Raw genomic sequence first — 14,809 nt, 5'->3', positions numbered from 1 at the left:
AATGGATTTGGTCGCAGAACAGTAATTTTAACACAATAATACCCCTTAAGGGGTTATCAGTATCGATGCCCTTATAGGGCTTTATGCAAGCCTCCGGCTGGGCCGGAGGTCATGACTCCTTATTCAAGCCAACAAGTGATATCTTGTCCGCGCCTGATCATATGGTATAAACCACTGGGTGCCAGTTGCAAAAAAAATTAAGTAAATGATTTCACTTTAAAAATGTTATTTTTACCCCTTACCGTCTTGACGGTGACGAAATTAAGGGGTGCGAAACTTGAGTTATTCATTTACAAAAAGGGGAACGATACGAAACTTTGTAACATCCACAAGCCCTTTATCGGTGATTTTTAACTCCGGGATGACAGGAAGTGCCAGAAAAGAAAGAGTCATAAAAGGATCGTTTAAAGATGAACCGAATTTTCGGGAGATCTCGATCAGATGATCGAGCTTTTGTTTAATTGTTTCTACCGGCTGCATGGACATGAGACCGGCAATGGGAAGATGGAGGTCTGCACAAATTTTTCCATTGTATGCTGCGACCAGTCCGCCGCCCATTCTAACTACGGCTTCAAGAGCAGTTCTCATGTCTTCGTCATTGGTGCCGGTGACTATAATGTTGTGACTGTCATGAGCGACAGAGGATGCAAGGGCACCCTGTTTTAGGCCAAAACCTCTTACAAAACCCACCGCTATATTTCCGGTTTTCCTGTGTCTTTCAACCACAGCAATTTTTAGTATATCGCGCTTGATATCGCATACGGCCGTACTTCCGGAAACGGGCATTTTGCTAAGGCTTTGGCCGGTGGCAAGCTGATCGGGAATTATTTCTATGACTCTTGCCTGCCGGTTTACGGCGGGAATAGAAAAATCTATTTTAGCCATGTCCACATTCATTGATGACCGGATATCTAAAGGCGTTGGTTTTTTAATTCCAGGCAACATTTTTCCTTTTCTGGCTGTCAACTTCCCTCGGACATAAACCTCTTCTATGACGGGATGGTTAATATGCGAAAAAACGACCATGTCCGCCTGTCTCCCCGGCGCAATGGCTCCCACATGATTTAAGCCAAAATACTCGGCTGGATTGATGGTTGCGATTTTAATGGCCGTTACGGGGTCAAGACCCATTTTAATAGCGCTGCGCACGATGAAATCGATATGACCTTCTTTGATGATATCATGGGGATGCCGATCATCGGTACACCACATGACCCGACGAGCGGTATGCCGGTTAACCAGTGGAAGAAGAGCCTTAAGGTTTTTTGCCCCGGTTCCCTCTCTTATCATGATATGCATCCCTGCATTGAGTTTTTCTTCAGCCTCTTTTATAGTCGTACATTCATGGTCGCTTGAAATGCCGGCGGAAATATAAGCATAAAGGTCACGTCCGGTCAGGCCTGGTGCATGGCCGTCGACAGGTTTGCTTTGTTTTTTCATGCGTTCTATTTTTTTTAAAACTTGTTTGTTTCGGTAAATCACGCCGGGGAAATTCATCATTTCCGCCAGAGCAATAATCCGCTCATGGCCAAAAAATGGTAAAAGATCATCTGCGTCAAGTTTTGCACCGGACGTTTCCATTTCAGTAGCCGGAACGCAGGAGGGCAGGGTAAAAAAAATATTCATCGGCTGATCTTTACTCGAATCGATCATGTAGTCGATACCTTCAGCGCCGAAAACATTTGCTATTTCATGGGGATCGGCCGCAACGGTGGTGGTGCCATGAGGCAATACACAACGGACGAACTCAGTGGGGCATGACATTGAACTTTCGATATGAACATGGGCATCGATGAATCCGGGGGCCACAAAGCGACCATTCATATCTATTGTCTTTTTTGCAGGATACGACCCGAATCCGGTAATATATCCGTTGGCAACGCCTATACTGCGGGGAATAATTTTACCGGAAAACACATTAACCACACGAGCGTTTGTCAAAAGAAGGTCTGCCTGTTTTTCCCCCCTGGCGTATGTTATCATTTCATCAAGATTCATGGTAACTCAGGTTCAAGGGTTCACGGTTCAGAGTTTTGTAAAAAGTCAAATTCACCACAGAGGCCACGGAGATCACAGAGGTAACTAGTTAATAAAATAGGATATTCTGTGTTACCTGTGGGCTTTGTGGTGAAAAAATAGTTTTTTTTATAATGGGACACGGATGAATACGAATTACACAGCTAGAAAATTGTATTCTACTATAACGTATTAACAGTATTAAAATCTGTGTGAATCTGTGAAAATCGGTGTCCTATTTTCAGGGACATAATTTTTGCTGCTAATCAACCTACTGATTTTGTTAACTTTTTTAAGGGTGCTGTCCAGATCTAAAGTCTGCAGCTTTCGGTTTCTCACCAGTATGTTACCCGCAACCAGTACGTCCTGCACATCGGATCCCAAAGCGGCATAAACAATATGGGATACCGGATTATACATAGGCTTCAGGTGCGGCTTGTCCGTATCAATAATAATAAGGTCTGCCTGTTTGCCGACTTCTAAAGAACCTATCTCATTGTCCAGACCGATGGCCCTGGCACCGGCCAAGGTGGCCATGGTAATCACAGATTTTGCCTCCATGGCAGTGGGATCGTGGCTGACAACCTTGTGAAGCTTTGCCGCCATATCCATTTCCTGGAAAAGATCAAGGTTGTTATTGCTGGCACATCCGTCCGTACCCAGACCCACCGTTATCCCGGAATTCAAACAGCGTGGTACCGGTGCCACCCCTGCGGCAAGCTTCATATTGCTTTCGGGGTTATGGGAAATTTTTGCATTTTGTTTAGCTATAATTTCAATGTCATCACCGTCTAACCAGACACAATGGGCGCAAAGCGTGTTGGCATCCAGTATGCCGATGCTGTCCAGATATTCAACCGGCGTCATCCGGTGTTCAGACTGCATCTGATAAAGTTCCTGTTTTGTCTCTGAAACATGAATCTGGAAAAGAAGGCCTTGGTTGGTTGCAGCCGTTTTGGCTTGCTTCAATGTGCGGGTGGAGCAGGTATAAGGCGAATGGCAAAATATCGAAGGGATGATGTTGGGAGAAACACCCAGCCATTTTTTGGCAAACTCCACAGCGTTTTTTATGTTATTCGACGGATCGGCAACTCCGGGAGCCGGAAAATCGATCACTCCCTGACCCAGTATCGCCCGCATACCGGATTCGCTTACAGCTTCGGCAACTGTATCTTCCAGAAAGTATCCGTCACAGCAGGTGGTCGTTCCCGAAAGCAGCATTTCACAGCAGGCCAGAAGAGTTCCATAACGGATGGATTCGGAGTTGATATGTTTTTTTTCAGCAGGGAAAATATGTTCATTCAGCCAGGTATCCAAGGGCAGGTCATCGGCGAGCCCGCGGAAAAGCGTCATGGGAAGATGGGTGTGTGTGTTGATCAAGCCGGGCATGACAATCCCGTTTTTGGCGTCGATTACCTTTTTTGAGTCCGGAAGCTTTTGCTCATGAGCCTTGGTAGAAATTTTTTCAAGGCGGCCGTTTTTTATGCAGATGATACCGTGTTTAACAATATCAAATTTATGATTAGCTGTAATGATGGTGCAGTTGTGGATAACGGTATCGAAATGCATTATTTTTCCAGCACCTCTTTTACTGTCTTGAGCATGTCATAGGATGTAAACGGTTTTTGGAGATACGGATATCCAAGTTGTTGAATAAGTTGCCAGTCCGATTTTTCATCACTGTACCCGCTGGTGAATAACACACGGATTGTTGGTTTTTGTTTTAGAAGGCGTTCAACCAGCTTTGGACCCCTTAGGTCGGGTAGAACCACATCGCTAAACACCAGGTCGAGGTCACCCTCCTCTTTTTCAAATATATCAAGCGCTTGTTTTGCGTTGGTCGCAGGAAAAACTTTATATCCTTTGCCTGTTAACATGTCAAAAAGGAGATCCCTTACCACTTCTTCATCCTCGACCAGTAAAATTCGTTCTCCATGGCCTTTGAATTCTTTCTGAGAAACAAGGGGTTGACGTACCTGTTCAGGCCTGACGGAGATGGCCGGCAGATATATTTTAAAAGTGGTTCCGTCTCCAGGTTGACTTACCACGTTGGTCCACCCTCCGTGTTTTTTCACAATACCATACGTTGCTGAGAGACCCAGGCCGGTTCCTTTTCCCTGTGCCTTGGTGGTAAAAAAAGGCTCAAAGATACGGTCTAAAATGGAAGGGTCAATGCCTTCGCCGGTATCATGAATTGAAACGCACACAAATTCACCAGGGGTGGCATCACTGTATGGCTTGCAGTCTTCTTCAGTAAAAAGCTCATTTTGGGTTTTTACCATAATTTTTCCGCCACCAGGCATGGCGTCCCTTGAGTTGACCACCAGGTTCATTATCATCTGCTCTATGGTTCCTGCATCCCCATTTATCATCTTGAGATCGCTGGCCAGATCAAGTGTTAGAAAAATGTCTTCACCGATGAAACGGTTTAGCATTTTATAAAGGTTTGCAATTATTTCGTTAGGATCAAGAGGAGCTTGTGCCATTGGTTGTCTACGGCTGAAGAGCAGGAGTTGTCGGGTGAGACCTGAGGCGCGTTCCGATGCTTGTCGAATTTCCATAAGGTTTAGATACACCGGATGATCTTTTTCAATGTCCATTAAAGCAATATCGACGTTTCCCTGAATAGCCATAAGTATGTTATTAAAATCGTGGGCAACTCCCCCTGCCAGTGTTCCTATGGCCTCCATCTTCTGGATCTGGCGCAGATTTTCCTCGTTCTTTAACAGAACCTCTTCGGCTTGTATTCGTTTTTTGTATGTTTCAGCTTTTTCAAGCGCCCGTTTTACGGACAGCCCCAGACGAGATATTTTGTCTTTGAGAACATAATCGGTTGCTCCGGCTTTCAAACATTCAATTGCCGCATCATCGCCGGCGGCAGCTGAAATAATAATCAGTGGAATCCCCGGTGCGGTTTCTGCCTTTATTTCCAAGGCAGACATACCGTCAAAGGTTGGCAGGCTGTAATCGGCAAGGACCAGGTCCGGCTTTTCATCCAGGGCTTTTCTAAATGATTCCTCCGTATCCACCCGGTTCCATTCTATCGTAAATTCATCACTTTCAAGGACCTTCGCTGTCCGTTCAGCATCATCGGGATTGTCTTTGAGCATGAGCAAATGTAAAGTTTCTTTTTTCATTTTCTTATACTCTCCGCAATCTTTCTTATCTGATCCATTGTGTTTTCAAGGTCGAGTGTAATGAGTCTCCCGTCTTCCATGACGACTTCACCATTTATGATGGTTGTTTTTACATCACTTCCCTTTGCAGAATAAACCAGGTGTGAGGCCGGGTTATACATCGGGGTTAGATGCGGTTTTTTTGTGTCCAGTATAATGATATCCGCTTTCTTGCCGACTTCAAGGGAGCCGGTGATTTCTTCCAGACCGAGGGCCCGTGCCGCCTCAATGGTACACATTCTGAGCGTGGTGGTAGAGTCCAGGACGGTGGGATCAAAGGTATTGACCTTGTGAAGCTTGGCGGCGGTATCCATTTCCTGAAACAGGTCAAGATTATTATTGCTTGCACACCCATCGGTTCCCAGCCCGACACAGATTCCTTCCTTTAATAACCTTGGTATCGGTGCGATGCCGGAGGCCAGCTTCATATTACTTTCAGGGTTATGGGCCACCTTTACATCAAATTGCTGTAAAAGACAGATATCGTCATCCGTGAGGACAACACAATGACAGGCAAGAAGATTCGGGGCCAGAACCCCCAGATCGGCAAGGTGTCCAATCGGCGTCAGACCATATTTGTCTTTAATCTTTTTCACTTCGCTTTCGGTTTCAGCCGCATGGATGACCAGGCAAAGATCATGGGCCCGGGCGATGGAAAAAGCCTTTTCTAAAAGATCAGGTGAACAGAGGTAGGGTGAGTGCGGTTCAACCGCAATCTTAATTAAAGGGTCATTTTTCCACTTTTCAATCAGCATTTCGCTGTAAGCAAAACCATTTTCAATGGGGCCGTAATTGGGGGAAGGAAAGTCATACAGCACTTCTCCAACAACGGCTCGCATTCCCGAACGTTTGGCCGCACGCGCCACCGCATCTTCAAAAAGATACATATCGCAAAAACACGTGGTTCCCGACATGATCATTTCACTGCATGCATGAAGCGTTGCGTGATATACTTTGTCTTCATCGAGTTTGGACTCGGCCGGAAAAATATAGTCATTCAGCCATGTCATCAGGGGAAGATCGTCCGCAAGACCCCGGAAAGCAACCATGGCCGCATGGGTGTGGGTATTGATCAAACCCGGCATAATTATGCAGTCGGTTGCGTCAATGACTTTCGAGACATCCCATGTTGCAAATTCATCATTATTTCCCACTGCAACGATTTTGTCTTTTTCAATGGCCACACTACCGTTTTTGATTTGCAAGTTTTTTGTATTTAACGTCAGAACAATTCCATTTGAAACCAGTATATCAGCTGAGTTCATCGTTATTAAACATTCTCCACAATTTTGTTTATAATTTTTTCAAGATCATGAGCCCCTTTGCGCGCCACCTGGATAATTTCCTCAACCGTCGCAGGAACAGGGCTGTCCGGATCGTTCACATTGGTTATGGTTGACAGTCCGAGCACTTTCATTTTTGCCTGCACGGCAGCAATGACTTCCTGAACAGTTGAAAATCCGACCGCATCCGTACCTATGGTTTTAAGAAAGTGGACTTCGGCAGGGGTTTCAAGAGATGGGCCCATAAGTCCCGCATAAACGCCTTTTTTAAGATCGATGCCTGTATCTGATCCGGCTTTTTCGGCGAGTGCGGCAAGGCTTTTGCTGTAAGCTTCGGACATGTCGGGGAATCGAATGCCCCAGCTTTCTACATTTGGGCCGATAAGCGGGTTGGAACCGGTCAGATTGATATGATCATTGATGATCATGATATCTCCGGGCATAAATTCGGGGTTAAGGCCCCCTGCCGCATTAGAAAGGATAAGTATTTGAACGCCGAGCCGTTGCATCACCCTTATGGGAAAAGTCACTTCAAGGGGCGAATATCCTTCATAGAGATGGAAACGACCCTGCATGGCAATCATCCGTTTGGCATGCATGTCACCCACCAGAAGTTTTCCCATGTGACCTTCAACCGTTGAAACAGGGAAATGCGGAATTTCCCCATACTCAAAAGATGCTTTTGTTACAAGTGATTGCGCAGATTCACCTAGCCCGGTTCCTGTCAGCAGCCCAATGTCTGGATCTTTTTTAGTTTGGTTTTTTATAAACGCAGCTGCTTCATTTACGCGGGCGATATAATGTTGCATGATAAGACTCCTGAAAGCTTTTATAGCGGTTGTCAAAAAAACGTTCCGGTATCGAAACGTTTTTTTCTACAACCACTTATACCGCAATTCCATATTTCGGAACATATTTATGGCAAGCGGTATAGGTACTCTTTCGTATATAGTCCGGTTGTTAAATACAGTCAACCATTCTGCTTATTTATCCACCGCAGCATTGACTTTTTTTTATTATTATGTCACACAAATAAATGAACTTCAGTATTTCAATGATACTATATAATTTGAGCAAACCGTGGTTAACTGATAGCTCACAGCTCATAGTAAAAATGGTTATATCCATTTAACTATCAGCGATGTGCTATGATCTAAGAGCTCATTAGGAATATTTCTATGAAATTATCAGAAATTAGGGATGTATTAAAAGCGGAGGTTCTTGCAGGAGAAGATCAGCTCGACAAAATTATAGTGGGCGCAGGTGGCGCTGATTTGATGGATGATGTTCTGGCAGCAGTGGCTGAGCATGCGGTTCTCCTGACAGGGTTGATGTCCGATGAGGTGATCAGCACGGCCAAGATTGCAGGCGTGGGGGCCGTTGTCTTTGTGCGCGGAAAAAGGCCAAAGGAAGATATCGTCAAGCTTGCAAAATCCCACAACCTTCCCGTTTTACTTACCCGTTATTCGCTTTTTATTGCTTCTGGACGACTTTATATGAATGGGTTAAGGGGACTTGACGGGTCCTGGTGAAGTTAAACCACCTGTTTTTATAAAATGCAGCGTCTGTCCCAATCGCTGGGTCATTAAGTCATTTTTGCGCCGGATGGACCCGGGAAGATGGACTGAAAAACTAAACATCGAACAGCAAACATCAAACAGTGAATGTTGAATGGGCAAGATGGAGAAGTGGGGCCAGTTGTCAACTGTTTGATATTGGTTTTTATTCAAATTTATAGTCGTTTGATGAGTGGCGGGACATCATTCTTCGATCTTTAAGGTTCGATGTGGCACGTTCATATTTTAACAGGATCGGTATTCTGTCAAGCCACAGGCGCAATTGGCAAAGCTGGTTTTTGCAGGGGAAAAATATTGGCAACTGAAAGAGGCATAGTCATAAAGATTGATGCCACTACTGCATGGGTGAAAACCACCAGAACCAGTGCATGTGAAACATGCTCGGCCAAAAGCTCCTGTAATGCAGTGGAAAACGGCAAAGAAATGGAAGTGGAAGCCATAAATGAGGCGGGTGCCCAGGTGGGTGACTTAATTATTATCAGTATCGGAACTGCCTCACTGCTCAAAGCGTCATTTCTTCTTTACGTGTTCCCGATTTTGCTCATGATTGCAGGGGCCGTTATCGGTCAAAAGACAGGGCCTTGGCTTGATTTTGATCCTTCTCTATTTTCGGCGATCGTCGGCTTTTTATTTTTCTTTATTTCCGTCTGGTTCGTCAAATCAAGGGGAAACACCATGGCCCGGAAAAATGAATACAAACCAAAAATTATAAGGATTTTAAAGCCGCAATAATACCTTGATTTTCCAGCAGATATCAAATCAACAGCCCGGCAGCATTGTTTAGGATATGCCTGTCCTCATTGTTGAGGGTTAAAAAAGTTAAAACAACACCATCATAAGAAAATAAACAGAATGGCTGAAAAACCGCTGCGCCTTTATATAAAACTCTTTACTTAGCCATCGGCGTTACTTTTTACAAGTTTATCATTGTTGAGGAACATTGAAAGGAGGTTTTTATGAAAACCGTTTTGGTAAATGTTGAAAAATGCGTCGGTTGCAGGCATTGTGAGATCGCCTGTGCGAAAGAGCATTCTAAAAATAAAGATTTGCTCTCTATTTTAAATGATGATCCACAGCCGCAACCCAGAATAAGCGTTGGTCTGGGAATAGATTTTATGAAATTTCCCAATCGCTGCCGACATTGTGATCCCGCCCCCTGTCTTCAAATCTGCCCTACCGGAGCAATCTATAAAGATGATGAATTCGGTTCTGTTCTGGTCAAAGAAACCAGTTGTATATCCTGTGGAATGTGCGCCATGGTATGCCCCTTTAGCACGATTACTTTCCACCGAACCCCGGCCACAAACACATTTGTCTCCTACAAATGTGATGATTGTATTGATCGCCAAAAAGATGGAAAAGAACCGGCCTGTGTTGAAGCATGTAAGGCAGGCGCCCTTGTGTTTGGAGATATTAATGAAATAGTAAGCGGTTTAAAGAAAGATGTGGTTATGGAAATAACAAAAGATATTAAAGGGATAGAACCATCTGAAGTGCCGGCTAACATTAGACTGTTTCAAAGTATTAAAGAAAAAATTGCTCAATTGGGGCCGATGCCCTCATCCAATTAAGGAGGTAACTGATGGATAATATAAAATATAATTCTGATAAAATAAAAAAAATGGTTGAAGACAGAACCACTGATGAGTCTGCCAAGCCTGCGTTGGAGATTACCTTGAAAGAAGGGATTGAAACTGCATGGGACAGGCTCGAAAAGCAGCAGCCCCAATGCGGATTTGGTGAATTAGGGGTATGTTGCAATCGATGCACCATGGGGCCGTGCAGAATAGACCCCTTTGAAGGCGGTCCTGAAAGAGGCGTTTGCGGTGCAACCGCAGATCTTATTGTGGCCAGGAATTTTTTAGATGATCTTTCTACAGGGGCGGCTGCCCATTCGGACCATGGTCGTGAAGTCGTTGAAACTTTATACGAAACCGCCACCGGGAAAGCCCAGGGGTATGATATTACAGATACAGAGAAATTAAACACCATTGCTGCTGAATTGGGAATAGAAACCAAAAAAAGAAATAAAAATGAAATTGCCAAGGATGTGGCTCTGGCTTTACTGGAAGAATTCGGCACCATAAAAAACAGTATCCAATTTGTTGAAAGAGCACCGGAACAGACCAAAAAAATCTGGAAAACAGCCGGTATATATCCCAGGAGTGTAGATAGAGAAATTGTGGAAGCCATGCATCGAATACATATGGGTGTCGGCGCGGATTATGCCAATATTCTTCTTCATGGATTAAGAACTTCCCTGTCAGATGGCTGGGGCGGTTCAATGATGGCAACAGAAGCATCTGATATACTTTTTGGCACGCCTGGAATCAAGGAGACCTGGGCCAATATGGGAGTTTTAAAGGAGGATATGGTCAACGTTATTCTCCATGGGCATAATCCCATTCTGTCTGAAATGGTGGTTGAAGCTGCGGAAGATCCTGAAATGAAGAAACTGGCTGAAAAAAATGGTGCTAAAGGAATTAATCTTGCCGGTATGTGTTGCACCGGCAATGAACTTTTGATGAGAAAAGGTGTCCCGGTTGCCGGAGGTATGTTGAACCAGGAATTGATTCTGGCTACCGGTGCAGTGGAAGTGATGGTGATCGATTATCAGTGTATTTTTCCTTCTATTACACAGACAGCCGGCTGTTTTCATTCAAAAGTCGTTTCCACCAGCGAGAAGTCAAAAGTCCCGGGTGCGGTTCATATGGAATTTCATCCGGAGACCGCATCCGACACGGCGAAAAAGATTATAAAAATGGCTATTGAGAACTATCCCAACAGAAATCCTGACCGGGTTAAAATTCCGGGAAAACCAATGAAAATGGTGGCCGGATTCTCTGTGGAGGCCATCGTCAAGGCATTGGGAGGTACTCCCAAGCCGCTGGTGGATGTGATCGCCGCCGGAAAAATCAGGGGGGCGGTTGGAATTGTCGGATGCAATAATCCTAAAATTAAACATGATTACGGGCATCTTCAGCTCGCCAAAGAATTAATTAAAAAAGATATTCTGGTGGTTGAAACAGGATGCGCAGCGATCGCTTCGGGGAAAGAAGGATTGTTATTACCTGAAGCGGCAGAATTGGCCGGAGATGGATTGAAAGAGGTTTGCAAAAGCTTAGGGATCCCTCCGGTTTTGCATATGGGTTCATGTGTGGATTGTTCCAGAATTCTTGTTCTGGGAGCAGCATTGGGTAATGCTTTGGGAGTTGGTATTGATCAGCTTCCCCTGGCAGGAGCTGCCCCCGAATGGTATTCGCAAAAAGCAGTATCAATCGGCTCATATTTTGTGTCTTCCGGAGTGTTTACTGTTCTGGGAATACCTCCCAAGATATTTGGCAGCAGCAATGTGATCAACCTGGTGGCTAAAGATTTGGAGAACGTTGTTCACGCAACCTTTGCCGTTGAACCGGATCCGGTTGCCGCTGCAAATCTGATATCTGATCATATAGAAAAAAAGAGGAAGGATTTGGGAATATAAGATAATTGAGCGTTCGTAAGTTCAGGGTTTCTCGTTTTCAGCGGGAAACCCTGAAGCTTGAATCGGCGACTGAGGAATAACGATTCAAGCATACATGATGTAAATGCCGACAAATATTGTGAACCAAGCGATTGAGGCTTGTTGCATAGGAGCAAATCATGAAAGTAGCCATAATAGGAATGGGACCGGCGGGTGTAAATGTGGTTAAGACATTAAGAAATAATGGCTTTGATGACCATATTACCATGTTTTCCGCTGAAAAAACTCCTCCATATTCCCCGCCGTCCCTTGGCGAATATCTGATTAGCGGAAATGAAGAGGTTTTATTCTGGGAAGGCAAGGACTTTTGCGAAAGATATAATGTTATTTGCCGGGCCGGTGAAAAAATCGCTAAAATTAATCCTGAAAAAAAAGAACTGGAAACTGAAAATGATGAAACGATCGGATTTGATTATTTGGTTATCGCTACGGGCACTTCATTATATGCTCCGGTTAAAGGTTCGCATAAAAAGGGTATTTCTGATTTTAAAACCTTTGTTGGAACAGATAAAATAAAAAGGATGGCAACAGAAGGCAAGGAAAAAACCGCCATCATTGTCGGGGGGGGATTTATCGGAGTTGAAATCGCATTATCTCTTGCAAAAATTGGAATTAAATCGTCCGTACTCAACCGGAGGGGTTGGATCATGCCCCGCTTAATAGATACCGAAACCGCCAAATATGTTGAACAGGATCTTCGGTCCCAGGGTGTTGATGTCATGCTGAATACTGAGGGAAAGGAGTTTGTTGGAGAAGAATTTGTGGAAGGTCTTTTAACCACGGATGGAAAGAAATTAAAGGCGGATATTTATATCACCGCAACCGGTGTCAAACCCAGCATTGATCTGATTAAGAATACCGATATCGAGTATGACACGGGAATTATTGTCAATGAATACCTCCAGACAAAATATCCTTATATCTATGCATGTGGGAATGTCGCCGAAACAGTTGAACGTGTGTCCGGAGAAAGGAAAATCCATGGTTTGTTTCCTGTTGCGGTAAATCATGCACAAACCGTGGCCTATAATATTCTGGGCAAGAAAAGGGAATATGAACAACAGATAAACATGAATTCTTTAAAAAAACTGAGCTTTAAAATAATAGTCGTTGGAAAATTGGAGGGAGAAGAAATCAAGTATAAAACCGAAGATGTTTTGCGCAAAATCTATTTAACAGACGATAAAATTACAGGATTTGTGTTACTGGGAGATATATCGAATGCAGGCGTTTATTTATCTCTTTTTGCCAAAAGAGTGAGTGTTGCAAAATTTAAAGACAGACTTTTATCAAAATATTTTTATCCGGGAATTTTAATGACCCAAACTTTATAAAGCGGTAAAATATGGATTATCTCCCGATTAGTTGTAGTCATTTAAGGCGAGTCAAGTGAATAATATTCAAGTGAGTCAATGTGTTTTCAGAGGGTTCAAGGAGCCAAGCTTGGACCCTCTTCCCCAACTAAATTGGAGAAGAACCTAAAATATTTATTTTCCAAATCTTAAAACCTACCCATTTTTAAAAACCACTGACGGGAAACAAGAAAAAACTCAAAGAGATAATACGAGCATAAACAGTATTATCTCTTTGGTTTTCCGCATCAGATTCCATTATTTTGAAATTACATCTGCCGTAGCGCCAATAAAACAGCCGCCTCCACTTCCTCCCCCACTGCTTCCATTGCCTGATAATCCGCCACGTACCGGCCATACCCAGTTTACTGCGCTAAGTTTCTGTGCATTGATTATTTTGCCGTTACCAATATTGATGCCCCAGAAAGAGCCGGTGCTGTTCGCGCAGGTGGTAGAGGTCTGGTAATAAAATCCAGGAGGGCTCGGCTCCACATTAACAAAAGGATGGCCTTGCGGCATGGCAGGGTTGAATTGTGAAAAATCTGTCAGGCTGTGAAGTTCCTTCCTGTTGGGAAGGCGCCAGTCCGTATACCCTGCGCTGCAGTTAACATATGTACCATCATTGATACCTGCGATAATATCCTGGCCTTCCTGCCAATTTGCATAGCTGTGGGGGGACAAATGAACTCAGAAATTTAAAAATAAGGATTGATGGAGCTATATATGAAACTATTGTGAAACGATTCGGATATTTATGTGGGAAGTATTAGATATTTTAATAGTGAATTGATTGTTAAGAAAATTAGCGGTTTTTTGGGGTTTTTGGGCTGTTTTTTGCAAGTAAACTGAGAAAATTAAAAGTAGGAAAATAACGGAAAGTTCACGAGAAGCCAAAAACCTTGCGGCTTTTGGCTTCTCGTGTAGCGCTTGGTTTATGCAATTCCTCCTAAGTAGGCAAAAAAATTCATTCTGACTTAGGTAACGCAAAACTGGCTATTGTTGTTAGAACTATTCCCAAAAGCGCAAAGCTCTGCAGCTGTACTAAGAACGAGACGAGCTGACCCAGACCTGGTTTTGGATTAATGTCACCATATCCAACGGTAAGCAAAGTCGTTAGCGAAAAATACATCGATTGCAAGTACACAACTATAGCACTAATTGGTTTTTCGCTTTCGAAGGTGGAGATATTGCCACCCAAAGTGATATAAGAAACATGGGAAACATAGAAGGCAGTCGCCCCTGCAACGATAGTAGTTATTACCTTGCCTACCAAAACTCGCAATTCAAGCAAAAAATTTGATCCTCCTGCCCATTTTTCAGTTTCCGCCGACATCATGTGGAACGCTGTCGCATAACTACCTAAAACGCCATAAGAATAAACTGCCTCTACCGACAAGAGGATGTTCATAATTACCAGCATTATTGCCATTATGGCTAAAAGTACGCAATGAGTGTAATAGCCAAAGTATGATTGCACTATTTCCATCTTGCAGATCGGTGTTACGATTGCACAATATATTGTGATGACAAAAGTTAAGCGCTCAAAACGATATAGAAATGATTGGAAAATTTTAAACGGAATGCTCCTAGCTTTTCGCCAAATTCGGCCAGAGTCTAATCGATCAATTAATCGACGCAAACGATAGTCCTTGAATCCGAACGGGAAAAATGCCCCATTATGTTTTTCGAATAGCTCATAAAAGCGCTGTTGTGAAGTATCGTTGTCTGATCTCCTTTCAATAGTATAGTTTTCTCCGTTATTAGCTAGTGTCTGAACGACAATTGAAAACTGTTTGAATTTACGATGTAAAATCGCATAGAAGTAAAACGAAGATTTTCCAGAAAATGCATAATTTACTTGCATTGGCAACTCGTTAAAGGT

Annotated in this window: 12 protein-coding genes; 5 read left to right on the top strand and 7 right to left on the bottom strand. The window is 43.6% G+C overall.

Features of this window, described 5'->3' with window-relative positions; all coding sequences use genetic code 11:
- Window positions 1-282: 282 nt before the first annotated feature.
- The 5 genes from ade to SWH54_19745 form a co-directional block, all read right to left on the bottom strand.
- The gene (ade, locus tag SWH54_19765) at window positions 283-1,998 is read right to left on the bottom strand and encodes an adenine deaminase (protein MDY6793507.1); all 1,716 of its coding nucleotides are present in this window, start codon (window positions 1,996-1,998) and stop codon (window positions 283-285) included.
- Window positions 1,999-2,217: 219 nt separating this feature from the next.
- Window positions 2,218-3,585, bottom strand: coding sequence for an amidohydrolase (locus SWH54_19760; GenBank protein MDY6793506.1), 1,368 nt, complete (start codon window positions 3,583-3,585; stop codon window positions 2,218-2,220).
- Window positions 3,585-5,153 carry a response regulator gene (locus tag SWH54_19755; protein MDY6793505.1) on the bottom strand — a complete coding sequence of 523 codons (1,569 nt, stop codon included), beginning with the start codon at window positions 5,151-5,153 and terminating at the stop codon, window positions 3,585-3,587. Before SWH54_19755 ends, SWH54_19760 begins: the two co-directional genes overlap by 1 nt.
- Window positions 5,150-6,457, bottom strand: coding sequence for an amidohydrolase (locus SWH54_19750; GenBank protein ID MDY6793504.1), 1,308 nt, complete (start codon window positions 6,455-6,457; stop codon window positions 5,150-5,152). The genes SWH54_19755 and SWH54_19750 overlap by 4 nt, the downstream gene beginning before the upstream one ends.
- Window positions 6,458-6,462: 5 nt before the next feature.
- On the bottom strand, window positions 6,463-7,284 hold the full coding sequence (locus tag SWH54_19745) for a purine-nucleoside phosphorylase (protein MDY6793503.1): 822 nt from the start codon (window positions 7,282-7,284) through the stop codon (window positions 6,463-6,465).
- A gap of 369 nt (window positions 7,285-7,653) precedes the next feature.
- Here SWH54_19745 and SWH54_19740 point away from each other — a divergent pair, with 369 nt between their 5' ends.
- From SWH54_19740 to SWH54_19720, 5 genes are all read left to right on the top strand, one after another.
- Window positions 7,654-8,007: a DRTGG domain-containing protein gene (locus SWH54_19740; GenBank protein ID MDY6793502.1), complete on the top strand. Its 354-nt coding sequence runs from the start codon at window positions 7,654-7,656 to the stop codon at window positions 8,005-8,007.
- A 339-nt stretch (window positions 8,008-8,346) separates the two neighbouring features.
- Window positions 8,347-8,784, top strand: a complete 438-nt coding sequence (locus tag SWH54_19735; GenBank protein ID MDY6793501.1) for a SoxR reducing system RseC family protein — start codon at window positions 8,347-8,349, stop codon at window positions 8,782-8,784.
- A 224-nt stretch (window positions 8,785-9,008) separates the two neighbouring features.
- On the top strand, window positions 9,009-9,623 hold the full coding sequence (locus SWH54_19730; protein ID MDY6793500.1) for a 4Fe-4S dicluster domain-containing protein: 615 nt from the start codon (window positions 9,009-9,011) through the stop codon (window positions 9,621-9,623).
- Between the two features lie 11 nt (window positions 9,624-9,634).
- Window positions 9,635-11,536 carry an anaerobic carbon-monoxide dehydrogenase catalytic subunit gene (gene cooS / locus SWH54_19725; protein MDY6793499.1) on the top strand — a complete coding sequence of 634 codons (1,902 nt, stop codon included), beginning with the start codon at window positions 9,635-9,637 and terminating at the stop codon, window positions 11,534-11,536.
- A gap of 158 nt (window positions 11,537-11,694) precedes the next feature.
- Window positions 11,695-12,909, top strand: a complete 1,215-nt coding sequence (locus tag SWH54_19720; GenBank protein MDY6793498.1) for an FAD-dependent oxidoreductase — start codon at window positions 11,695-11,697, stop codon at window positions 12,907-12,909.
- Window positions 12,910-13,185: 276 nt separating this feature from the next.
- On the opposite strand, the gene SWH54_19715 is transcribed toward SWH54_19720, so the two are convergent.
- Together SWH54_19715 and SWH54_19710 are read right to left on the bottom strand one after the other, a co-directional pair.
- Window positions 13,186-13,608 carry a DUF1566 domain-containing protein gene (locus SWH54_19715; protein ID MDY6793497.1) on the bottom strand — a complete coding sequence of 141 codons (423 nt, stop codon included), beginning with the start codon at window positions 13,606-13,608 and terminating at the stop codon, window positions 13,186-13,188.
- Between the two features lie 283 nt (window positions 13,609-13,891).
- On the bottom strand, window positions 13,892-14,809 hold a 918-nt coding region (locus SWH54_19710), incomplete at its 5' end, for a potassium channel family protein (GenBank protein MDY6793496.1).

The sequence above is a fragment of the Thermodesulfobacteriota bacterium genome (assembly GCA_034189135.1).
In the GTDB taxonomy this organism is placed as follows: Bacteria; Desulfobacterota; Desulfobacteria; order Desulfobacterales; family JAUWMJ01; genus JAUWMJ01.
The sequence above is the reverse complement of the archived record's forward strand: the minus strand, read 5'-3'. Positions and strand labels throughout refer to the sequence as shown.

What these genes read in the sequence shown, in the direction of transcription:
- SWH54_19750 (MDY6793504.1), bottom strand. Translation starts at nt 6,457, where the DNA reads ATGAACTCAGCTGATATACTGGTTTCAAATGGAATTGTTCTGACGTTA.
- SWH54_19720 (MDY6793498.1), top strand. Translation starts at nt 11,695, where the DNA reads ATGAAAGTAGCCATAATAGGAATGGGACCGGCGGGTGTAAATGTGGTT.
- SWH54_19755 (MDY6793505.1), bottom strand. Translation starts at nt 5,153, where the DNA reads ATGAAAAAAGAAACTTTACATTTGCTCATGCTCAAAGACAATCCCGAT.
- cooS (MDY6793499.1), top strand. Translation starts at nt 9,635, where the DNA reads ATGGATAATATAAAATATAATTCTGATAAAATAAAAAAAATGGTTGAA.
- SWH54_19740 (MDY6793502.1), top strand. Translation starts at nt 7,654, where the DNA reads ATGAAATTATCAGAAATTAGGGATGTATTAAAAGCGGAGGTTCTTGCA.
- SWH54_19760 (MDY6793506.1), bottom strand. Translation starts at nt 3,585, where the DNA reads ATGCATTTCGATACCGTTATCCACAACTGCACCATCATTACAGCTAAT.
- ade (MDY6793507.1), bottom strand. Translation starts at nt 1,998, where the DNA reads ATGAATCTTGATGAAATGATAACATACGCCAGGGGGGAAAAACAGGCA.
- SWH54_19745 (MDY6793503.1), bottom strand. Translation starts at nt 7,284, where the DNA reads ATGCAACATTATATCGCCCGCGTAAATGAAGCAGCTGCGTTTATAAAA.
- SWH54_19730 (MDY6793500.1), top strand. Translation starts at nt 9,009, where the DNA reads ATGAAAACCGTTTTGGTAAATGTTGAAAAATGCGTCGGTTGCAGGCAT.